Here is a 20680-nt window from a genome sequence, read left to right as displayed (position 1 = left end):
TATAATACTTTATTATATTATTATCTTTGTAAAGTTTTCCGGCAATAAAATTAACAAAAATTTTACCTTTAACTATTTAGGAAGGGATTTGAGTGTTTAGCTGAGATACAAAAAAGCCACTTAGTCAGTGGCTTTTCGGATGTTATTGAGTAATAAACTGACTGGGAATATCCCATTTAAGGGTATGCAGTTGGCCTTGCCAAGTTTGGATGGTGATCCACAGTTTATCATCTGCTGAGATAGTTTTAGGGGCTATCGCGTGGGCATGCTGACCGTGATTGGTGCCATGCATTATGCCTTCTTCATCTTTTGCAAACTCTGCCAGTGGCAAAGGTGACTTACCAATATTTAAATACGCCTGACGAATATTGCTTATGTCACCTTGATTAAAAGCAATAAAGAAGTCTTTAACGTATTCGTTGTGGTGTGAGTAAGGAGCATCTTCATTTAGCGGCATTGGAGCGATTTTAAATTCGCCTGCTTGTTGCTCTTGCCAAAGTGCAGGAAACTGAGGGTTCAATGATTGATAAATAAACCAAACAGGTAAAGCCAGTACTACAGCATGCAAAATATACTTTTTACGTTGCCACCAAGTTGCTTGTAAACGAGCCATTAGTTTGCCTCCTGAACGTTATTTACTGGCGCTGATTGGCGCGCTTTTACAGGTTTGTTATTTACTAATTTTGCGGCGTACATCATAAAGCCAGTGATCGACATACCACTTAAAATTAAACCAAAGATAAACCAAATAACCTTTGTCCACAGACCGCCAATATTACCGTAATGCAGCGGATCGGCGATATGTGAAAGGGTGAGTAATCCCGACATGGTTTCTGGGCTTTTGCTTGCTGCAATTTCACCCGTCCAAGGATTGATTGAGGTTGAGTAAGCGTAGTTATCGTAGAAAATAGTATCGCCACTGCCCATGATATTAAACATGCCGCGGTTATGCTCTGGCAGCATCACATAACTAGGTTTGAAATCTGGGTATTTCTCTTTGGTAATTGCCAGTGCCGCTTTTAAGTCGGTTGGTGGTGTTTGTTTATCCGCAGGTAAAGTTGACACTGCCACTAGCGGTGCATGCTCTTCTATGTCTATTTCGTTATGCCACATGATGGCTTGCACTAGATAACACAGGCCTGTGAGTGCCATTACTGCCATAAACCAAATTGACCAAACGCCACTTAAGGTATGTAAATCTTTTAGAAAGGTTTTTCTACCTTGGTTAAAACGTAGTTTTGGCTGGCTAAATGCACGCCAAAAGTTTTTATAAATCACTAAACCAGTTACTAGTGCACCCAAAAGGACAAAAGCCATGGCGCTGACGAGGTAGTAACCTACGCTGTAACCTTCTTGCCAAGGAAAGAATAGCCAGCCGTGTAGGGTACGCATAAATTCAATGAATGAGATAGTGTCATTAACCGCTTGTACTTCGCCGGTGTATTGATTGACGTAAGCCACAGCATAAGGTTTGTCGGTATCAGTGAAAATAACCGCATTAACCAAGTAAGGCTCATAAGTAAGTACACTCATTACATCGGCAGTCGGATAGGCTTTTTCAACGCTATTAATAACTTGATCAACACCAAGTGCTGGTAAATCATTTGGGTTGTTTGCACGTGCTTCACTGTTGGTCAGCCAAGTAAGCTCATGGCTTATAACCGACACAGTACCTGTGACGCAGATAAAGCAAAATAGCACCCATACAGGGAGCGAAAACCAACCATGTAGTTGGAACCAAAGACGTTTACTCATGGTAAAAATAGCCCGACGTTAATTGATGATAGTAATTGTTATCATTTAAATTGTACTACAATCTTTTGAACAAACACAATCTCTGTCGACGAGCTGCAAAAAAGGCGCTTTAAGCGCCTTTATCATTAGTTTGATTGAGGGTAACAATTCGTTGTGGGAAAGGAATTTCGATATCTGCTCCTTGAATTGCTTTAAATACATTGCGGTTGACCGCTAATTTGGTCTCAATAATTTTGGTGGTTGGCACCCAAAAGCGATAGCTCAAGGTAACACCGCTCTCAGCAAAACGCTCAATACCGACTTGTGCATGAGGAGAGTCACTAACTAGTTCATGCTCGTCTAACACTTTTTCGATAAGCTCAATAGCGAGATCTGCATTGGCATCATAAGCGATGTCAATTTCACCTTTAACTAATGAATAGCTAAACGAGTTATGTAAAATCTCACCAACAATATGTTTGTTAGGAATGGTGATTTCGACTTTTTCTTCGTTTATTAGAATTGTGTGACCAAGCTCAATGGTTTTAACTTGCCCACTGACACCTTTTACTTCGATAGTATCACCCACAACAAAAGGCCTTGTTGCAATAATCGCAAGGCCTGCACCATAGTTTGACAGCATGCCTTGTAGCGCCAAACCAGCACCTAGTGATGCGGCACCAATCGCTGCGACAAAAGGGGTTACGCTAATGCCAATTTTGCCAAGGGCAATAACCAAGAACATGATGATCAGTAATACTTTGATGACATTACTGACAAAGTTAGTCAGCGTGATATCGATATTGTGACGTTGCATTAGACCTGCAACCATATTCGACACTTTTTGCGCTATCCATAAGCCAATGAAGAGGATTAATATGGCGCCTAAAATTTGCATGCTGTAGGTGACCAAATATTCCATGATCAGATTGTAGTATTTCTCGACTTGTTGTATTTCAGACTCAATCATATGTTTTCCTAACAAGGTTACTGCTAATGCTGACTATACCAGAACATATTGCATAACAGGATAGAGTAGCGGCACTATTATAGCGCTCAGTAGTGCACTCAATGCCATTGCCACTGAGGCAAATGCCCCCGCTTTAGGTTGCTCTACAATTAATGATGCAGTGCCTATTGCATGACAAGCTGTGCCGATTGCGACACCTTTTGCTTGCGCATTGCGGATATTTATCAGCGAGAAAATCAAATTACCAAATATGGCTCCCAGCACACCAATGAATATCACCATAGCTGCTGCCAAAGAGGGAATACCACCAAGAGCATCTGTGACAAGTAACGTTATTGGCGTAGTGACCGATAGACTAGCGAGTGAGGCGCTTAGCTGTGCAGGCGCATCGAATAAATAACAAATAAATGAAGCAACCACTGTTGCATTGATCACACCTAAGCTACAACTAATAAGAATCAATAACAGGTTTTTTTTGACATGTATAAATTGCTGATAAAGCGGTAATGCTAAAGCTACGATAGCAGGCTCTAAAAACCAACTTAAAACTTTACTGTGCTTGGCAAAAGGCTCATATGGGAGTTTTAGTGCCACTAACAGCGCAGAAACTAACACGATTGCCCAGCACACTGGGTTAGTTAAAGCTTTGCTGATTGCATGTTGCGTTTTAGCGTTTAAAAAACGTAAAACCAAGAAAAGGCAAACAGTTAAAGGAATGCTCAACCACCATAAACTAACTGTCATTTTCGCGCCCCTTAAAGTAGGCGAATAGTGAGCCAATGAGAATAATGCTCGTCAGGGGAACAATAATAAACACGGCAAGAAGGAGTAACCAGTGTTCGTTAATAACTCCTAAATGCTCAATAATACCGACGCCTGCAGGAATAAAAAACAGCGGCATAAAGTTCAGTAATGGGGTCGCTGAGGGTTTTAAATCTTGCTCTTTAACTAAGCCTGTTAAAAGAAGAATGAGTAATAAAACCATGCCAAGTAATGGTGCAGGGAATGTGCTTGCAAACAAAGCCGTTAAATATTTAGCAATGGCTAAACAAGCAAGGATGATGGCACTACTGATAAGGTATTTCATGATTGTGAATAATTGCGAATAAAGTACAACTACATCATACCCTTGTCAGTTGTACTATGCGACTTTAGCTTACCATGATTTGGCATTATTATACTGGATATCCTCTGCACCTTTTGCCTTCGCAATCGCCTTTTTGGTATTAGGATTCATCAGTAAGCGAATTTGACTCCAGGTTTCTTTAGCGAGGATTTTACGCTGCTGTGAGCGATAGCTTTGCTGGGTAATTCGCTTAATTGCAGCAAGCGTATCTGGCGAGCGGGCCATTAAGGTTTCAAGGACAGCATCGGTTTGTTTATCGACATTATCAGTCAGCTGCGTAACCAAGCCATATTCTTTAGCGTCTTCAGCTGATATAGGCTCTGCATGACTTGCTAACCAAAGTGCTTGGTCGCGCTTCATTAAGCCTGCAAGTACTACGTTTGCCCCCATATCAGGACACAGGCCCCAACGCGCTTCCATAATCGCTAATTTAGCGTTTTTATCGACGATGCGGTAATCAGCACCGAGTGCGATTTGCATACCGCCACCAAAGCAATGTCCGGTCACTTTTGCAATCACCGGAATACTTAAGTCTTGCCACCCTAACACCACTTTTTGCGCTAAGTTTTGGTTTCCTGGTAACCACTTGAATAACAGCTTGATGATATTACTCGGCTTTTTCATCACCGCAGCAACATCAAGACCAGAGCAAAAATGGTCGCCTTCGCCAGAGATAACTACAGCGCGTAAACTGCGATCGCGTTTAATTTTTTTGATTACGTTTGCAAGTTCGACAAACATGGCAAAACTGAGTGCATTTTGTTTCTCGGGACGAGCAAGGCTTACCCATGCGACCTGTTGTTTTATTTCTAGTTTTATCATGGTAACTCCTCTGACCTGTTTGTTAGAGCTTACGAGCTAATTACAACTAAGTAAAGAATTGCTGATGTGTCGCAAGGAATCATTATATTTTCCAAAAATGGGTAACCTTGTCATATATTTAGTTACAAATTGGTGTATATTTTTAAAACAAAGATGCTAGTTCATAGCTAGTTTGATTTTGTGATTAGTTAGATACTTTCGCAAAATCCCATGACACGACTAGACTTAGCTTTAAGTCGCGCTACAAGGAGTATATATATGCTGATGCGCAAAACAGCTCGCATAACTAAACAATCATCTCGTTCTTTGGCTTTTGCTGCAATTTCTGTAGCATTAACAACCACATTGGTTGGCTGTTCAGATGATAAAGCAAAACAACAAGCTACGCCGCCTCCGGCTGTTTCTGTGTTTAATGTCTCTACAAAAGAAATCGGCAACTATCGTGAATTTGTAGCACGAACCGAAGCGTTTCAAGAAGTAAAAATTAGAGCTCGTGTAGAAGGTGAGTTAATAGAACGTCACTTCGATGAAGGCTCTACTGTTGAAAAAGACCAGTTGCTGCTGCGTATTGACCCGTCTGAATACCGCTCGACAGTGGCTAAAGTAAAAGCCGATCTAAAAAGTAAAATTGCAGCAGCGAGTTCAGCTGAACGCGATTTAAAGCGTGGCCGAGAAGTCGCCTCTGAAGGATTTATCTCTCAGTCTGATCTAGATAAATTAACCACTAATTTCGAACAAGCAACAGCAGCTGTAAAGGCAACTGAAGCTGAACTTGAAAAAGCAGAATTAAATTTAAGCTACACCGAAATACATGCTCCATTTACAGGGCGCATTGGTAAAGTAAATTACGATGTAGGGAATATTGTTGGCCCATCATCAAATGAGCTTGCTGAATTGACAGATGTTGACCCTATCTATGTTAGTTTTCAGGTGGAAGAGGGAGACTACATTAGTTATCGTCAAGAGCATCAAACTAGTGAGAGCAACCCGCAAGATGTACCCATCGATTTAACTCTTAAACTTCCTAACAATTCAACATTCCCAAATAAAGGTGTGCTTGATTTTGCAGATACAAAAATTAATCAAAACACCGGCACTGTAGAGCTAAGAGCTGCGTTCGATAATCCTGAGGGGATCGTGATGCCAGGCTTATTTGTAACCTTAATTGTTGAAAGCATAAATAAAAAAGAATTAGCGCTGATCCCACAAGTCGCTGTGCAGGAAAATCAACAAGGGAAATTTGTACTTGTTGTTGATGATCAAAACAAAGTTGCTATGCGCATTGTTCAATTAGGTCGACGCATTAATGCTATGTGGGTTGTTGAGTCAGGCTTAGAGGCTGGTGAAAAAGTCATTATTGAAGGTTTACAAAAAGTGCGTCAAGGCGCTGAGGTTAAACCGGTAGAAAAGCAAGTCGATCCGACAACGGGCACCATCACTAGCAAAGCTAACTCTTAGGAGTGAGATATGATCAGTAAAACATTTATATCTCGTCCTAAGTTTGCCTTGGTAATATCGATTGTTATTACCATCGCGGGGTTGATTTCAATGTCATTATTGCCAGTGAATATGTACCCGCAAATAACACCACCACAAGTGCAGATATCTGCCAGCTACCCAGGCGCAAGTGCGCAGATCGTTGAAGAGTCTGTTGTGCGACCCATTGAAGAGCAAGTCAATGGGGTTGAAGATATGATGTACATAGAATCCACCTCATCGAACAATGGCACCGCGAATATTACGGTGTACTTTAAGGTCGGTACAGATACTGATATTGCTCAAGTTAATGTCCAAAACCGAGTTGCACTGGCGGAGTCAGGTTTACCTGAGGAAGTGAAGCGCCAAGGTGTATCGGTTAAGAAAAAGTCTAGTTCAATGTTGCTCGGTATTAATCTTTACTCTGATAAGGAAAATATTGACGCAATCTTCTTGAGCAATTACGCAACTAACTACTTAACTGAACCGTTAGGGCGTATTAACGGGGTTGCTTCTGCTGAAGTTATGGGGGAGCAAACCTATTCAATGCGCTTGTGGTTACGCCCAGATCGTATGGCTTCGCTTGGTTTAACTGTGGCTGAAGTGCGGGCTGCATTGCAAGAACAAAATACTATTGTAGCCGCAGGTAAATTAGGTGCTGCGCCATCGGCTCCTAGTCAGCAGTTTGAATACTCGATTCAAGCAAGAGGGCGCTTAAAAACCCCAGAAGAGTTTGGTCAAACCATAATTCGCTCAAATAAAGACGGTAACTTTGTGCGCTTGAACGATATTGCGCGCATTGAACTGGGGGCGGCAAGTTATAGCACCACCGCAAAATTAAACCAGCAAGACACCGCGTTTATTGTAATTTACCAATTGACTGAAGCGAATGCGACGCAAGTAGCTAACGATGTTAAAGCACGAATGGAAGAGCTTGCAAAACAATTGCCTGATGGTGTGAAGTATTCGATTCCTTATGACACCACAGAATTTATTAACCGTTCAATCGAAGAAGTGGTGGTTACTCTGGTTCAAGCCGTTGGCTTGGTTATTTTAGTGGTTTTTTTATTCTTACAAAACTGGCGCGCAACGCTTATTCCAACGGTCGCTATTCCAGTATCTTTAGTGGGTACTTTTGCTTTTATGATGATGATGGGTTATTCCATTAACCTGATCACTTTATTTGGCTTGGTACTCGCAATAGGAATTGTTGTTGATGATGCCATCATTGTTATAGAAAACGTTGAACGGATACTAAAAGAAGAAAAGCTACCAATAAAAGAAGCGGTCACAAAGGCGATGGAGCAAGTATCAGGGCCAATAGTGGCAACGACCTTAGTGCTGCTTGCGGTGTTTGTGCCTGTTGGTTTTATGCCAGGGATAACGGGTGAGCTTTATAAGCAATTTTCGGTCACGATTTCGTTTGCAGTGCTTATTTCCTCCGTTAATGCATTAACCCTGAGTCCTGCATTATGTGCATTACTGCTTAATGAAAAAGCCATGAAGCCTATTAAATGGTTAGCACCATTTGAAAACATCATTACGCGCTCAACCAATGGCTACAGTAAAGTTATTAACTTTATCCTAAAACGTACAGCAAGAATGGCACTGTTTGCCGTGGTTATTTTTGCAGCTGCTGGGTGGTTGGTGAAAACTGTTCCTACGGGCTTTGTACCAGCAGAAGATCAAGGCTTCTTGTTTGTAGATGTGCAACTTCCAGATGCTGCAGCAAGTGGCCGTACCCAAGATGTGATGCACAAGTTGGGCGATATTGTGAAAAATGAACCAGCTGCAACCGATTTTATTGCGGTGTCTGGTTTTTCATTACTTGGTGGTGCAGGTTCAAACAACGCTTTGGGTATCGTGGTACTCAAAGATTGGGAAGAGAGAACGAGTCCTGAGCTTGGCTTACGTTCGGTTTTAACCCGCTTGATGGGGCAGTTCTGGGCAATGCCAGATGCGCAAATTATGGCATTTAACCCTCCTTCAATACCCGGGCTTGGCACTAGTGCAGGCTTTGAGTTTAGATTACAAGACAGTGAAGGGCGTGAGCCAGCAGAGCTTGCTCAAGTGTTAAATGGCCTTGTTTATGAAGCAAACCAGCGACCAGAACTTTCTAATGTATACAGTACCTTTAGGGCTAATGTGCCACAGTACTTATTAGAGGTAGACCGTAATAAGGCGAAAGCACAAGGGGTCGCATTGAGTGATATTTTCTTGACGCTACAAGCGCAATTAGGCTCATTATATATTAATGACTTTAATCAATTTAGCCGTACTTACCGAGTGATCATGCAGGCAGAAAGCCAATTTAGACAGAACCCAACAGACTTGCAGTATTACTATGTACGAAATGATGAAGGTGCCATGGTGCCGCTCACAACACTCGCTAAACTTGAGCCAATTCTTGGCCCTACAAGTTTAACGCACTTTAACTTATATCGTAGTGCCAGCATTAGCGGACAACCAGCGGCGGGTTATGCAAGTGGTGATGCTATTAAAGTAATGCAAGAGTTGGCTGATCAATTGCCAACGGGCTATGTATACGAATGGGCAGGCCAATCGAAGCAAGAAATTGAAGCCGGTAACATGGCTCCGATTTTGTTCGGCTTAGCAGTGGTATTTGTTTACTTATTCTTAGTAGCGCAATACGAAAGTTGGACAATTCCTTTCTCGGTTATTGCTGCGGTACCGCTGGCGCTATTTGGTGCCATGCTTGCGCTGTACGTAATTGGTATGGAAAACAACATTTATGCACAGGTGGGGTTAGTGCTGCTAATTGGTCTTTCAACCAAAACGGCCATCTTGATTGTTGAATTTGCTATGGAAGAGCGGGCTGCAGGGAAAACTATATTTGAAGCGGCATTAAATGCAGCCAAGTTACGTTTTAGAGCAGTACTGATGACTGCATTATCGTTTGTGCTTGGTGTACTTCCGCTGGTATTTGCCAGTGGGGCAGGGGCAGGAAGCCGAATTTCACTTGGTATCACAGTGTTGTTTGGTATGCTAGCCGCCACAATTTTTGGTACTTTATTAGTGCCGCTATTTTACACTTTAGTGCAATCTATGCGCGAAAAAATCAAGGGTGAGTCAGCTCACGATTAATAATTGATAAAAAATAACAAAAAAGTCAGGGTAACCTGGCTTTTTTTTTGGCAAAAAAGAAAATAGGTTTGTTATCATATTCCGATTAACGCAATCCGAATGCGCAGAGGGTTTGAACAATGGCAGGTCCACGTTTATATAGTGAAGAAGAAGTAACGCATCAGGCATATGATATCTTTTTAGAGTTAGCACCTGATAATTTGAACGAGCAGGATATTGCTGACTTTAATGAACACAGAGAAGAGTTGGGTTTTATTGAAGAAGGTGAGCCTGATGAGCAGTGGCAAGAATTTGTTGCACTAGAAATTGAACCTGAGCTCTTTGTACAAGTCTTAGTTGGACTTGAATTTGAAAACCAAGATATTTTATTCGCCAAGATTTTAATTAGCCGAGATAAAGATGCTCCGTTTTGCCACATACTTTGGAAAGATAGCGAATAACGCGCCAGCTGATGTTTGACTCTACTTTTAATTGTTTTAATACCCTAAAACGAATTATCTTAGCCGCCATGCTCGTTAGTAGTTGGCAGGCTTTTGCTGTTGATCCGTTTGAAGACTTTCATGAATACGGGCAATTATCAGAAGAAGAGATCCATAAAATTCATAAAGGCGAGTTGCTTTATGGTGATATTGAGTTTGGCTTTATGGTAAGTCGTGGTAATACAGATTCAACCAGCTTCAAACTTAAAGGTAACCTTTATCAAGACTTTGAAAAGTGGCGTAATCAATTTAAGCTCGACACCCTGTATAAGCGCGATCGTAACGATGAAACAGGAACTGAAGAAGTGTCTGCGGATCGTATCTTTGTATCTGGGCAAGGCAACTACAAGCTGAATGTCAAAAACGAATCATTCTTTATTTATAGTGATTACGAACGAGACAAATTTAGTGGTCTAGAGTTTAAAAGCACCGTTGCGACAGGATACGGAAATCGTATTTATCAAGGTAGTAAAAATAAGGTGGATATTGACGTAGGACCCGGTTTGTATCGCTCAGTGGCAGATCAAGAGACAGCCACAGAAGAAGATGAAACAAAAACAGGTTACTTACTTCGAATGGCATTGCAGTGGGAGCGTACGGTCTCTGCTCGCACTCGCTTTAATCAAGACGTCAGTTATGAACAATCGTTGTCGGGATTAAACTCGCGTTTAAAATCAGAAACCTCATTGATCAGCAAAATTATGGGTGATGTATCACTCAAATTTACTTATATGTATCGCTATAACTCAAAACCGGAAGAAGAAAAGCTCAAGTACGATTCTGAGCTGAGTGCGACCTTTGTTTATAGCTTTTAAGAGAATATCTCAGTATGTATCAACATAAGCAGTACGCTATTTTTATTTTTGTTATTTTAGGCTGGATTGGCGGCTTTATTGCCTTAGCATGGAATTTAATTGGTGCAGATATTCCACTCATGGTGTTTAGTGCTATCTTAGTGCTGGTGGCCTTTTTATTTCATGGTTTAACCATTAAGGTGAGTGATAAAAACGTAAGCTGGGCATTCGGTCCGGGTGTATTTGGTAAAACAGTGACTTTTGATGAGATTGAATCTGTTCGGGCAGTAAGTAACTCATTTCGACATGGCATAGGCCTGCGTATTACACATGATGGATGGGTTTACAGTGTCTCTGGATTCAGTGCAGTAGAGCTTGCTATGAAAGACGGTACAAAGTATCGCTTAGGGACCAATGACCAAGAAGGTTTACTTGCTGCGCTTAGAGAGCATATTGCTGAACCAGAGCCAGCACTGGATGCACAGAAAACAGCTGAATAAGCACTGAGATATAAAAAAAGCGCCAATGGCGCTTTTTTTATAGTCATGGTTTAGTGGCTGTGACCACAACCGCCTTCACCGTGCACATGACCATGTGCCAACTCTTCTTCTGTTGCATCGCGTACTTCAAGTACTTCAACATCAAAATGTAGAGTGATGCCTGAAAGAGGGTGGTTACCATCTACAATCACATCTTCATCTTGGATTTCGATGATCATTACTGATTGATCACCGGCATCAGTTGTCGCACGAAACTGCATACCAACTTCGATTTCCATTCCTTCGAACATCGACTTAGGCACAGCTTGCATCAAGTCATCATGACGTTCACCATAGCCTTGCTCTGGTTCTACAGTTACGCTAAATGTGTCACCGGCTTCTTTACCTAGTAGCGCATCCTCTAGGCCTGGAATTAGGTAGCCAGTGCCCACGATAAACACCAGTGGTTCACCATCGAAAGAGTTGTCGATAGTGTTTTTGTTATTATCCAATACTGAATAATGCATTTTTACCACTTTGTTTGCTGCTACGATCATAGTCTTTCCTATTTATTCATCTTCGAGAGAGTAAGGCAGAGCTTGAATTGATAGCTCAACCTGAGGGAGGTGTTTAGCACGCAACACTTGGCCTGCTTCATTGTCGTTTGGCAGCACAACAAGGCCCATTAATGTTTGCGTATCTTGATTATAACTTTGGCTAATTAGCTTGCCTGCACGACGCCAATTCTCGCCCATCTTGGTTTCGAGCTCAAGCTCATCAAGTTGACCTTCGGCTGTGCCTGCAACGATATACATAGCGCGTTTATTTTTGCCCAGATATTTCATGCGAGCGACAGTTTCTTGGCCTGTATAACAACCTTTTCTAAAGCTGATACCACCTAGTGCTTGTAGGTTCACCATTTGTGGTACGTACTCGCCAATGGCGTCGCTATTTAAAGATGGCTCACCAGCTGCAATTGCAGCTTGTTGCCAACGTGCATCATCATCAAGGGCCGTGACTTCGTCTGGTAAACAAAAGTCGTTATTGACCATCAGTAGAACACGGTTATCAGCAAGTTTTAATGCTTTACCGCCAGCAAAGTCAACGGCACTGTGTTCCTCATCAAACTCAATGTTGAGTGATTTAAGTGTATTATTAAGGTCATCACCAATTAGGCCAATAAGCGGTTTTTCACTTTGCTGAATGTCTACTTGGGAAAATACCGCATATTTTTTTAACTCTACCAGTGACTGCTCAACTTCAGGTTTTGTGCCCACAAGGTAGTAGCTATCTTGATGCTCAAAAAGTCTAAACACACCCCAAAGTTTGCCTTTGGCATTACAGTGTCCAGCCCATAAAAAGTTATCTTTGTTGAGCTTATTGATATCTTGTGTAATTTGTCCGTGAAGGTAAGACAGCTTATCTTTGCCAGTTAGGCTGATAAGCGAATAAGATAAAGGACATGCGTAAACAGTCGACATAAAAACCTTCTTTACGATATGAATGAGAGGTAATGATAACTTAGTTAGGGTAGCAATTTAAATAGCTGTTTATTCGATGGCAATTTGTTAAACTGCAGACAAATAAGTACGAGGTTTAAAATGACTGAAATTCACAGTAAAGAACGTATTCGTTGGGCATGCCGTCGCGGTATGTTGGAACTTGATGTTTTATTCATGCCATTCGTTGAAGAAGCGTTTGACTCACTTAGCAAAGAGCAGCAAGCTGTATTTCAACGCTTACTTGAGAGCGATGATCCTGATTTGTTCGCATGGTTCATGGGGCATGAAGAGTGTAAAGATCCAGAACTAAACACTATGGTCTCGTTAATTTTAGACCGAGTTCGTGTATAGGTTTGTCGTTAAAAATAATAAACTAGACCACAAACCATTTGTGGTCTTTTTTTGTTTTCTTGCTATAGCGTTCTTTCTTACCGCCCACTCCTTGATAACACAAATATTTGCTATTTCATCTAGCCTGATTGCAGGCATTATTAGTTTTAAAAAAGCAAAACAAGCACATCCTGAAAACGGCACAGTTATTTTAGAATACTCACAGTTAAGATTTGTGAGTGACAACATTCAATTGCAAGGCGAGATAAGTCCGAAAAGTTATATCTTTGCAAACTACGTAGTGCTCAGGCTTGAGGGGTTTTATCAGTCACACTGGCTGATTATTTCAGCAGCCAGTGTAGAAGACGTTTATTTTTCGCGTTTGAAACGTGCTGTTATTGCAGTGCAGCAACCGACTTAGGGGTCAGTATTGTTGGTGTTGGATTGTCGTTTTGTTCTGGGTAATCAATAGTGTAGTGTAAACCACGGCTTTCTTTACGCTCAAGGGCACTGCGAATTATCAGCTCAGCTACTTGCACGAGATTTCTAAGCTCTAATAAGTTATTAGACACTCTGAAGTTAGCGTAGTAATCGTGAATTTCTTGTTGTAGTAACTCCACACGGTGAAGGGCACGCTCTAAGCGTTTAGTTGAGCGTACAATCCCCACGTAATCCCACATAAATAATCTTAGTTCATGCCAGTTATGAGTGATGACGATTTCTTCATCTGAATTAGTGACGCGGCTTTCATCCCATAGTGGGAGGGCTTCAAGGGCAGGGCTTGCATCGATTTTACTTAAGATGTCTTTCGCTGCGGCATGGGCAAACACAATACACTCAAGTAACGAGTTACTCGCCATGCGATTAGCACCATGTAAGCCTGTGTAAGCGACTTCGCCAACAGCATAAAGGTTGTCTAAATCTGTGCGGCCATTAAAGTCAGTCATCACCCCACCACATGTATAGTGTGCAGCCGGAACCACTGGAATGGCTTCTTTAGTAATATCTAAGCCCACACTTAAACATTTTGCATAGATGGTAGGGAAGTGCTCAATGATAAAGTCTTTGTCTTTGTGGCTAATATCAAGATAGACACAGTTCGCACCAAGGCGTTTCATTTCAAAATCGATAGCACGAGCCACGATATCACGAGGAGCAAGCTCTTCACGCTCATCAAAATCTTTCATAAAACGGGTGCCATCGGGGCGTTTTAAATATGCACCTTCACCACGCATTGCTTCGGTAATCAAAAAGTTTTGTAGCTCTGGGTGATATAAACTAGTTGGGTGGAATTGGTTAAATTCCATATTGGCAACCCGACACCCCGCACGCCATGCCATGGCAATACCATCGCCACTTGATACATCAGGGTTAGAAGTATATAGATAAACTTTGCTGGCTCCACCAGTGGCAAGTGCAACGAATTTGGCTGAAATTGTTTCGACTTTTTTCTCTTCACAGTTCCATACATATAAACCATGAATATGTTTGCCCTTTTTACCTAGACTCTTATCACTGATTAAATCAATCGCATTATAGTTTTCTAGCAAGGTAATGTTTTGATGGGCTTGTACTTGGCTAATTAAAGTTGTTTGCACTGCGCGACCAGTGGCATCTGCAGCGTGTAAAATACGGCGATGACTGTGGCCACCCTCACGAGTTAAATGAAAGCGCTCTTTACCTTTTGAGTCAAACTCCATATCAAAAGGCACACCTTGTTCGATTAGCCATTTCAAACACGTCTTAGCATTGCTTGCAGTGTAATGCACCGCATCTCGGTCACATAAACCACCACCCGCATCGAGTGTATCTTCAACATGAGATTCAATGCTGTCATTCTTTTTATCAAATACCGCGGCAATGCCACCTTGTGCATATAAGGTTGACCCTTCAGTCAGTGCACCTTTACTTAGTACAGTGACCTTGCAATGGTTAGCAAGAGATAAAGCAAGAGAAAGGCCAGCGGCGCCGCTGCCAATGATAGCGACATCAGTAATGTGATGTTTATTTTGGTTCATGTCTGTGGTCTTTGCGGTTACAATGCTCGGCTAGTAGTGCCAAAAGTTTGAGCAAATATTTTTTTATGTGGTATACGTATATGTACCATATTTGCAGTAACACTATTAGTCATTTTAATATGTTATACCAATCTTATTAGGTTTTAGGTCATATAAACAGTCTACTTTAGGCTGTTTGTTTAAATTTATTTAATTCACAGTGAACTTATGTACCCGTTGATTTAACAGCAGTATTTGAACTTATTGTGTAATAAGATCGGTATGACTCAATTTATTTGCATGCTATTTTATAAAAAAATCATTTTAAACTGAACTTTTATATTCATGCTGCAGTCAGAGTTTGTGTAAACAATGGCGAGTATATGAATAGCAAGCAAGAATCAAACAGAGGAGTACCGGCTCGAATGAGCGAGCAGGATTTGGATTTAGCGTTAGTTAAAAGGGTCCAGCAAGGAGATAAAAACGCCTTCAACCTATTAGTTAGAAAATATCAGAACAAAATTGCAGGTTTGATTTCACGTTATGTGTCGAACCAAGGTGATGTCGCTGATGTCGCGCAAGAGGCGTTTATTAAAGCGTATCGAGCTCTACCTAACTTTAGAGGTGATAGCGCCTTTTATACTTGGTTATACCGTATCGCCGTAAATTGTGCTAAAAATTACTTGGTTGCGCAGGGCCGAAAGCCCCCCGCAAACGATGTTGATGCTGAAGAAGCCGAATTTTATGACAGTGCAGATGCTATGCGTTCTAACGCATCACCTGAAAACCTGTTATTAAGTGACGAAGTACGTGCTGTAATTTTTAATACGATTGATAGTTTGCCTGAAGATCTGAAGACCGCGATAACCCTTCGTGAAATTGAAGGGATGAGCTATGAAGAAATAGCCGTGGTTATGGATTGCCCTGTGGGAACGGTACGCTCGCGTATATTTCGTGCCCGTGAGGCGATTGATAATAAATTGAATCCATTAATAGGTGAGTCTTAGTATGACAAAAGCAGACGTTAACAAGTTGGATAATGAGCAGTTGTCCGCGTTACTTGACGGCGAGCAGCAGTTAACTGATCAAGCGATCACTAACGACGATGTAGCAACATTTGGTCGTTACGCGATGATCGGTGACGTAATGCGTGCTGAGGCAAATAATAACGCTTTTAATTTCGACATTGCAGACGCAGTGGCAGAATCACTTGAGCAAGAACCTGTTTACTCTGATTTCGCGAATAAAACAACAGCACCAAAAAGCGAAGAAATCGTGGCGGCAACAGGCACAGATAACGTTGTAGCATTTAATTGGCGTCGTCCATTTGCCCAAGTGGCAATTGCTGCAAGTGTTGCTATGTTTGCGATTGTGGGCGTACAAACATTGCCGCAGAACACCGAATCACCAGAAAGTGACATTCCACTTTTACAAACAACACCTTTAACGGGGGTTGCGTCACCTGTTAGCTATTCATCAGAACAACCTGCACTTGAAAACGCAGAGCAAGGTTTACGTGAATTACAACAGCAGCGTATAGGGGCATTAGTTCTTGAGCATCAGCGTCAAGCACGTGTTGCCTATTCTCTGGAAAGTTCACAAACTGCAGAAAACGCAGAAGAGGAAAAAAACTAATTAAATGAAAGTGTTTACTTTTATTTTGTCACTGGCATTAATGGCTCCGGCTTTTGCCAGTGATGAAAACCCCGCCAAAGCATTATTACTTAATATGGCTGATGCCGTTCATACCCGCAACTTTGATGCATCTTTTGTCGTCGTTAAAGGCCAAACCATGGAACCTTATCGTTGGTTGCATGCTAAACAAGGTGATATCGAGCTTGAACATTTGAGCTTGCTTAATGGTGCAGGGCTTGAGATGGCAAGAGTTAACGGACAAGTTACTTATTTTGAGCCTCACTCACAGCCTTATACAATCAAAACCGACACTATTGCCGGGCCTATTCCTGAAGTACTTTTTAAAGATATTGAACGCGTAAGTGCACATTATGATTTTGTGCTAGGTGGTAAAGGACGTATTGCAGGTCGCTCAGCGCAGTTAGTGCGTATTGAATCAAAAGATGAGCATAAATTTAACTACTGGATTTGGATTGATACCGAATCATCGCTTCTACTTAAGTCTGCTTATGTTGATCATAAAGGCGAAATGTTGGAGCAATTACAGTTAACTCACATAAGTGTGACCGAGCAGCCAGCGCCAATGCTACTTGAAATGCAAAACCGTAGTTTTCCTGCTGCTATGCCAACCACTGAGATTGAAAATGCATCTGAAGGTGCTGGCAATAATTGGAATATTGGCTGGTTGCCAGATGGATTCAAATTGTTAAAGTCAGATCGCCACAAATTAGACTTAAATAATGAACTAACAGACTATTACTTATACTCTGATGGTTTTGTGGAAGTATCTGTGTTTATTCAAAGACCTTTACCAGGCAAACGAGCCAGTGGTGCACTATCATCGGGTGCAACGACGGTTTATGTTCACAATGGCGGTGGCTTTGATGTATCGGTTGTTGGTAATATTCCCGCTATGACAGCCAAAGCTATAGCTGAGTCGGTAGCGCGACCTCTTTAAATTATGATTGAACAAACACTCACTGTCGTGTCGGTTAAAGGCACGACAGCGAACTTAGAAGCAGAGCAAAAACAGGCCTGTGCCGGCTGTAATGGCCGATGTGGCTCGCAAGTATTCGCTAAACTGTTTGGAACAGCCAAAAAAACTTTCCCCTATACCTTTGATTCCGAGTTAAAAGTCGGTCAAAAAGTGACCTTAGCACTTGATGATAGTCATCTAGTTAAACATGCGATGGCTGTGTATATGTTGCCACTTTTACTCAGTTTGGGATTTGCTTTAATCGCTTTTGCCGCTTTTTCATTACCTGAGGGCTGGCAAATTTTAGCAGCCGTGATTGGTGGCTTAACGGGCTATGCAATAGCAAAATCAAGGGTTAAGAGCCTCAAGCACGATATAAAAGTAATAAAAATTCACCCAATTACTATTCCTTTCACTCAAATAGATGGTGATTAAAGCCAATTAAATGTAAAATTGTCGCTTTATACACTTAGTCCATTTATATAGAAGTTTAGAATCCAGTTTATGAAGCATATCCGTAATTTTTCGATCATCGCCCATATTGACCATGGTAAATCGACTCTCTCAGACCGTCTTATCCAAGTTTGTGGTGGTTTAACAGACCGTGAAATGCAGCAGCAGGTGTTAGACTCAATGGACATTGAGCGTGAGCGTGGTATTACCATCAAAGCGCAAAGTGTAACACTAAATTATAAAGCTAAAGACGGCGAAACATACCAGTTAAACTTCATCGATACCCCAGGACACGTTGACTTTACATACGAAGTATCGCGTTCACTTGCAGCCTGTGAAGGTGCATTATTGGTTGTAGATGCGGGCCAAGGTGTTGAAGCACAAACATTGGCAAACTGCTACACAGCAATCGAAATGGACTTAGAAGTTATTCCAGTTCTAAATAAAATCGACTTACCGCAAGCCGACCCTCTTCGTGTAGCTGAAGAAATTGAAGATATTATCGGTATCGATGCTCTAGATGCAGTGCAATGTAGTGCTAAAACAGGTATTGGTATTGAAGAAGTATTAGAAGTTATTGTTAAAGATATTCCGCCACCGGTAGGTGACAAAGATAAGCCACTACAAGCGCTTATCATTGACTCATGGTTTGACCCATATCAAGGCGTTGTATCATTAGTACGTATCAAACACGGTGAATTACGCTCTGGCGATAAAATTAAGATCATGTCGAATGAGCAAGTTCATATCGCAGATAAAGTGGGTATTTTCACTCCAAAACAAACCAACACGGGTATCTTAAAAACCGGTGAAGTAGGTTTTGTTATTGCGGGTATTAAAGAAATCCACGGTGCACCAGTTGGTGATACTATCACGCTTCAACGTAATTCTGCCCCTGAGCGTTTACCTGGCTTCCAACGCATTAAACCGCAGGTTTATGCTGGTATGTTCCCAATCTCATCAGATGATTATGAATCATTCCGTGATGCGCTTGATAAACTAAGCTTGAACGATGCGTCGTTATTCTTCGAACCAGAAAACTCAACAGCACTTGGTTTTGGTTTCCGTTGTGGTTTCTTAGGTATGCTACACATGGAAATCATTCAAGAACGTCTTGAGCGAGAGTACGACATTGATCTTATTACTACTGCGCCAACAGTAATCTACGAAGTAGAAACAAAAGACGGAACTAAACAAATAGATAACCCGTCTGACCTACCACCGGTAAACAATATTATTGAAATCCGTGAGCCAATTGTTGAAGCTAACATCTTAGTTCCGCAAGAGTTTTTGGGTAACGTAATTACACTTTGTGTTGAAAAGCGTGGTATGCAAACTAAAATGAGCTACCATGGTAAGCAAGTTGCGGTGACGTACGAATTACCCATGGCTGAAGTAGTAATGGACTTCTTTGATAAGTTAAAATCAACAAGTCGTGGTTTTGCATCACTTGATTATAACTTTAAGCATTTCCAAGCTTCAGACATGGTGCGTGTTGATGTACTAATTAATGGTGAGCGTGTTGATGCACTTGCTATTATTGTGCACCGTGATATTGCGCAGTCACGTGGTCGCCAGTTAGCGGAAGCGCTAAAAGATCTGATCCCACGTCAGCAGTTTGATATTGCGATTCAAGCAGCGATTGGTCAGCATGTGATTGCACGTACAACAGTTAAGCAATTACGCAAAAACGTAATCGCAAAATGTTACGGTGGTGACGTGAGCCGTAAGAAAAAGCTACTACAGAAGCAAAAAGAAGGTAAAAAGCGAATGAAGCAATTAGGTAACGTTGAAGTTCCTCAAGATGCATTCTTAGCTATCCTTAAAGTTGGTAAATAATAAGAAGTAGATATAGGAATTAATGCATGGCGGGTTATTTTTCAATTTTCTTAGTGTTGTTAACACTTGGCTCAGGTTTAATTTGGTTAATTGACCACTTTATGTTTGCGCCGAAGCGTCAACAGCGAATTGCCCTTGCTCAAAATGCCGCAGGTGGTGATTTAGATGAAGAAACCGCTGCATTAATTGCGCCTGAGCCAAGTATTACTGAAACGGCTAAATCAATTTTTCCGATGATTGCGGCAATCACCATCTTCCGCTCATTTATTTTTGAACCGTTTCAAATTCCATCTGGTTCGATGATGCCAACTTTACTTGTGGGTGACTTTATTCTTGTTCAAAAGTACTCATATGGCATTAAAGACCCAGTTTGGCGCAGTCAGCTAGTTGATGTAAACGAGCCAGAGCGTGGTGATATTGTTGTATTTAAATACCCACTTGATGAGCGTGTTGATTACATTAAACGAGCAATAGGTCTACCTGGCGATAAGATTGTTTATCGCAACAAGCACCTTTATATTCAGCCAAAATGTGAAGAAGGTGCTACGCAACAGGGTGAGTTGCTGTGTAATGAATACAATAAAATTGATATGGAAATCCTCAATAGCGATGAGTTCAAACAAGGTTCAATGAATTTGGTGCGTTTAGAAGAAGGTCTAAGCACAGTCAATCATAATATCTTGATTAACCCGCAAGCGCCTGAAATGAAAGGCCGCTATTATCAGCAGCCGGGTACTCGCTCAGATGAGTGGGTGGTTCCTGCCGATCATTATTTTATGATGGGTGATAACCGTGATAATAGCCAAGACAGTCGCTTTTGGGGCTTTGTACCAAAAGAAAACTTGGTTGGTAAAGCCGTCTTTATATGGATGAGTTTTGAATTTGAAAATGGCCCAGATGACTTTTTACCAAGCTGGGTTCCAACTGGTGTTCGTTTTGAACGCCTAGGTAATATTCAGTAAC

The 20680-nt window shown here is 41.5% G+C and carries 22 protein-coding genes; 13 read left to right on the top strand and 9 right to left on the bottom strand.

What is annotated here, in order from left to right:
* Window positions 1–142: 142 nt before the first annotated feature.
* The 6 genes from NH454_RS02055 to NH454_RS02030 all read right to left on the bottom strand — a co-directional run bounded on the left by NH454_RS02055 (window position 143) and on the right by NH454_RS02030 (window position 4652).
* A complete protein-coding gene (locus NH454_RS02055; protein ID WP_235382524.1) occupies window positions 143–613 on the bottom strand; it encodes a hypothetical protein in 471 nt (156 codons plus the stop codon).
* Window positions 613–1764, bottom strand: coding sequence for a PepSY-associated TM helix domain-containing protein (locus NH454_RS02050; protein ID WP_253038138.1), 1152 nt, complete (start codon window positions 1762–1764; stop codon window positions 613–615). The genes NH454_RS02055 and NH454_RS02050 overlap by 1 nt, the downstream gene beginning before the upstream one ends.
* 100 nt (window positions 1765–1864) lie before the next feature.
* The gene (locus tag NH454_RS02045; RefSeq protein WP_235382525.1) at window positions 1865–2704 is read right to left on the bottom strand and encodes a mechanosensitive ion channel family protein; all 840 of its coding nucleotides are present in this window, start codon (window positions 2702–2704) and stop codon (window positions 1865–1867) included.
* A gap of 33 nt (window positions 2705–2737) precedes the next feature.
* A complete protein-coding gene (locus tag NH454_RS02040; RefSeq protein ID WP_135923775.1) occupies window positions 2738–3448 on the bottom strand; it encodes an LrgB family protein in 711 nt (236 codons plus the stop codon).
* Window positions 3438–3791 carry a CidA/LrgA family protein gene (locus NH454_RS02035; protein ID WP_235382526.1) on the bottom strand — a complete coding sequence of 118 codons (354 nt, stop codon included), beginning with the start codon at window positions 3789–3791 and terminating at the stop codon, window positions 3438–3440. The genes NH454_RS02040 and NH454_RS02035 overlap by 11 nt, the downstream gene beginning before the upstream one ends.
* A 69-nt stretch (window positions 3792–3860) precedes the next feature.
* The gene (locus tag NH454_RS02030) at window positions 3861–4652 is read right to left on the bottom strand and encodes a crotonase/enoyl-CoA hydratase family protein (RefSeq protein ID WP_199527244.1); all 792 of its coding nucleotides are present in this window, start codon (window positions 4650–4652) and stop codon (window positions 3861–3863) included.
* Window positions 4653–4910: 258 nt separating this feature from the next.
* Between NH454_RS02030 and NH454_RS02025 the strand changes: the two genes are divergently transcribed.
* From NH454_RS02025 to NH454_RS02005, 5 genes are all read left to right on the top strand, one after another.
* Window positions 4911–6110: an efflux RND transporter periplasmic adaptor subunit gene (locus NH454_RS02025; RefSeq protein ID WP_235382527.1), complete on the top strand. Its 1200-nt coding sequence runs from the start codon at window positions 4911–4913 to the stop codon at window positions 6108–6110.
* A 9-nt stretch (window positions 6111–6119) separates the two neighbouring features.
* The gene (locus NH454_RS02020; protein WP_253038111.1) at window positions 6120–9233 is read left to right on the top strand and encodes a multidrug efflux RND transporter permease subunit; all 3114 of its coding nucleotides are present in this window, start codon (window positions 6120–6122) and stop codon (window positions 9231–9233) included.
* Between the two features lie 119 nt (window positions 9234–9352).
* Window positions 9353–9673: an HI1450 family dsDNA-mimic protein gene (locus NH454_RS02015; protein ID WP_135923779.1), complete on the top strand. Its 321-nt coding sequence runs from the start codon at window positions 9353–9355 to the stop codon at window positions 9671–9673.
* A gap of 68 nt (window positions 9674–9741) precedes the next feature.
* The gene (locus NH454_RS02010; protein WP_135926247.1) at window positions 9742–10527 is read left to right on the top strand and encodes a DUF481 domain-containing protein; all 786 of its coding nucleotides are present in this window, start codon (window positions 9742–9744) and stop codon (window positions 10525–10527) included.
* 14 nt (window positions 10528–10541) lie between these two features.
* Window positions 10542–11006, top strand: a complete 465-nt coding sequence (locus tag NH454_RS02005; protein WP_235382529.1) for a hypothetical protein — start codon at window positions 10542–10544, stop codon at window positions 11004–11006.
* 50 nt (window positions 11007–11056) lie between these two features.
* Here NH454_RS02005 and NH454_RS02000 read toward each other — a convergent pair whose 3' ends face one another.
* Window positions 11057–11542 (bottom strand): peptidylprolyl isomerase, encoded by a 486-nt coding sequence (locus tag NH454_RS02000; protein ID WP_135923781.1) that lies wholly within the window; start codon window positions 11540–11542, stop codon window positions 11057–11059.
* Between the two features lie 12 nt (window positions 11543–11554).
* Complete coding sequence (gene ygfZ / locus NH454_RS01995; RefSeq protein ID WP_138557310.1) at window positions 11555–12466, bottom strand: tRNA-modifying protein YgfZ; 912 nt, start codon at window positions 12464–12466, stop codon at window positions 11555–11557.
* A gap of 120 nt (window positions 12467–12586) precedes the next feature.
* Between ygfZ and NH454_RS01990 the strand changes: the two genes are divergently transcribed.
* A complete protein-coding gene (locus NH454_RS01990) occupies window positions 12587–12838 on the top strand; it encodes a succinate dehydrogenase assembly factor 2 (RefSeq protein WP_135923783.1) in 252 nt (83 codons plus the stop codon).
* A 91-nt stretch (window positions 12839–12929) separates the two neighbouring features.
* Window positions 12930–13238, top strand: a complete 309-nt coding sequence (locus tag NH454_RS01985) for a hypothetical protein (RefSeq protein ID WP_135923784.1) — start codon at window positions 12930–12932, stop codon at window positions 13236–13238.
* Here NH454_RS01985 and nadB read toward each other — a convergent pair.
* Window positions 13213–14835, bottom strand: a complete 1623-nt coding sequence (gene nadB, locus NH454_RS01980; RefSeq protein WP_135923785.1) for an L-aspartate oxidase — start codon at window positions 14833–14835, stop codon at window positions 13213–13215. The genes NH454_RS01985 and nadB overlap by 26 nt on opposite strands.
* 404 nt (window positions 14836–15239) lie before the next feature.
* Between nadB and rpoE the strand changes: the two genes are divergently transcribed.
* From rpoE to lepB, 6 genes are all read left to right on the top strand, one after another.
* Window positions 15240–15821 carry an RNA polymerase sigma factor RpoE gene (gene rpoE / locus NH454_RS01975; RefSeq protein WP_036969086.1) on the top strand — a complete coding sequence of 194 codons (582 nt, stop codon included), beginning with the start codon at window positions 15240–15242 and terminating at the stop codon, window positions 15819–15821.
* 1 nt (window position 15822) lies between these two features.
* A complete protein-coding gene (locus NH454_RS01970; protein WP_235382530.1) occupies window positions 15823–16449 on the top strand; it encodes an RseA family anti-sigma factor in 627 nt (208 codons plus the stop codon).
* Between the two features lie 4 nt (window positions 16450–16453).
* Entirely contained in the window at window positions 16454–17407 is a 954-nt protein-coding gene (locus NH454_RS01965; RefSeq protein WP_135923787.1) for a MucB/RseB C-terminal domain-containing protein, read from the top strand.
* Window positions 17408–17410: 3 nt separating this feature from the next.
* The gene (locus tag NH454_RS01960; protein ID WP_135923788.1) at window positions 17411–17860 is read left to right on the top strand and encodes a SoxR reducing system RseC family protein; all 450 of its coding nucleotides are present in this window, start codon (window positions 17411–17413) and stop codon (window positions 17858–17860) included.
* Window positions 17861–17929: 69 nt separating this feature from the next.
* Window positions 17930–19717, top strand: a complete 1788-nt coding sequence (lepA, locus tag NH454_RS01955; RefSeq protein ID WP_135923789.1) for a translation elongation factor 4 — start codon at window positions 17930–17932, stop codon at window positions 19715–19717.
* Window positions 19718–19743: 26 nt separating this feature from the next.
* Complete coding sequence (gene lepB, locus NH454_RS01950) at window positions 19744–20679, top strand: signal peptidase I (RefSeq protein ID WP_135923790.1); 936 nt, start codon at window positions 19744–19746, stop codon at window positions 20677–20679.
* Window position 20680: the final 1 nt, after the last annotated feature.

The organism is Pseudoalteromonas sp. Ps84H-4, assembly GCF_024124645.1.
Taxonomy (GTDB): domain Bacteria; phylum Pseudomonadota; class Gammaproteobacteria; order Enterobacterales; family Alteromonadaceae; genus Pseudoalteromonas; species Pseudoalteromonas lipolytica_C.
This window is presented reverse-complemented; position numbering and strand designations above follow the sequence as displayed.

Excerpts from the sequence above, each read along its gene's own strand:
- rpoE (WP_036969086.1), top strand. The coding sequence starts at position 15,240 with ATGAGCGAGCAGGATTTGGATTTAGCGTTAGTTAAAAGGGTCCAGCAA.
- ygfZ (WP_138557310.1), bottom strand. The coding sequence starts at position 12,466 with ATGTCGACTGTTTACGCATGTCCTTTATCTTATTCGCTTATCAGCCTA.
- NH454_RS01960 (WP_135923788.1), top strand. The coding sequence starts at position 17,411 with ATGATTGAACAAACACTCACTGTCGTGTCGGTTAAAGGCACGACAGCG.
- NH454_RS02000 (WP_135923781.1), bottom strand. The coding sequence starts at position 11,542 with ATGATCGTAGCAGCAAACAAAGTGGTAAAAATGCATTATTCAGTATTG.
- NH454_RS01965 (WP_135923787.1), top strand. The coding sequence starts at position 16,454 with ATGAAAGTGTTTACTTTTATTTTGTCACTGGCATTAATGGCTCCGGCT.
- lepA (WP_135923789.1), top strand. The coding sequence starts at position 17,930 with ATGAAGCATATCCGTAATTTTTCGATCATCGCCCATATTGACCATGGT.
- NH454_RS02025 (WP_235382527.1), top strand. The coding sequence starts at position 4,911 with ATGCTGATGCGCAAAACAGCTCGCATAACTAAACAATCATCTCGTTCT.
- NH454_RS02055 (WP_235382524.1), bottom strand. The coding sequence starts at position 613 with ATGGCTCGTTTACAAGCAACTTGGTGGCAACGTAAAAAGTATATTTTG.
- lepB (WP_135923790.1), top strand. The coding sequence starts at position 19,744 with ATGGCGGGTTATTTTTCAATTTTCTTAGTGTTGTTAACACTTGGCTCA.
- NH454_RS02015 (WP_135923779.1), top strand. The coding sequence starts at position 9,353 with ATGGCAGGTCCACGTTTATATAGTGAAGAAGAAGTAACGCATCAGGCA.
- NH454_RS02035 (WP_235382526.1), bottom strand. The coding sequence starts at position 3,791 with ATGAAATACCTTATCAGTAGTGCCATCATCCTTGCTTGTTTAGCCATT.
- NH454_RS01970 (WP_235382530.1), top strand. The coding sequence starts at position 15,823 with ATGACAAAAGCAGACGTTAACAAGTTGGATAATGAGCAGTTGTCCGCG.
- NH454_RS02045 (WP_235382525.1), bottom strand. The coding sequence starts at position 2,704 with ATGATTGAGTCTGAAATACAACAAGTCGAGAAATACTACAATCTGATC.
- NH454_RS01990 (WP_135923783.1), top strand. The coding sequence starts at position 12,587 with ATGACTGAAATTCACAGTAAAGAACGTATTCGTTGGGCATGCCGTCGC.
- NH454_RS02020 (WP_253038111.1), top strand. The coding sequence starts at position 6,120 with ATGATCAGTAAAACATTTATATCTCGTCCTAAGTTTGCCTTGGTAATA.
- nadB (WP_135923785.1), bottom strand. The coding sequence starts at position 14,835 with ATGAACCAAAATAAACATCACATTACTGATGTCGCTATCATTGGCAGC.
- NH454_RS02005 (WP_235382529.1), top strand. The coding sequence starts at position 10,542 with ATGTATCAACATAAGCAGTACGCTATTTTTATTTTTGTTATTTTAGGC.
- NH454_RS02030 (WP_199527244.1), bottom strand. The coding sequence starts at position 4,652 with ATGATAAAACTAGAAATAAAACAACAGGTCGCATGGGTAAGCCTTGCT.
- NH454_RS02040 (WP_135923775.1), bottom strand. The coding sequence starts at position 3,448 with ATGACAGTTAGTTTATGGTGGTTGAGCATTCCTTTAACTGTTTGCCTT.
- NH454_RS02010 (WP_135926247.1), top strand. The coding sequence starts at position 9,742 with ATGCTCGTTAGTAGTTGGCAGGCTTTTGCTGTTGATCCGTTTGAAGAC.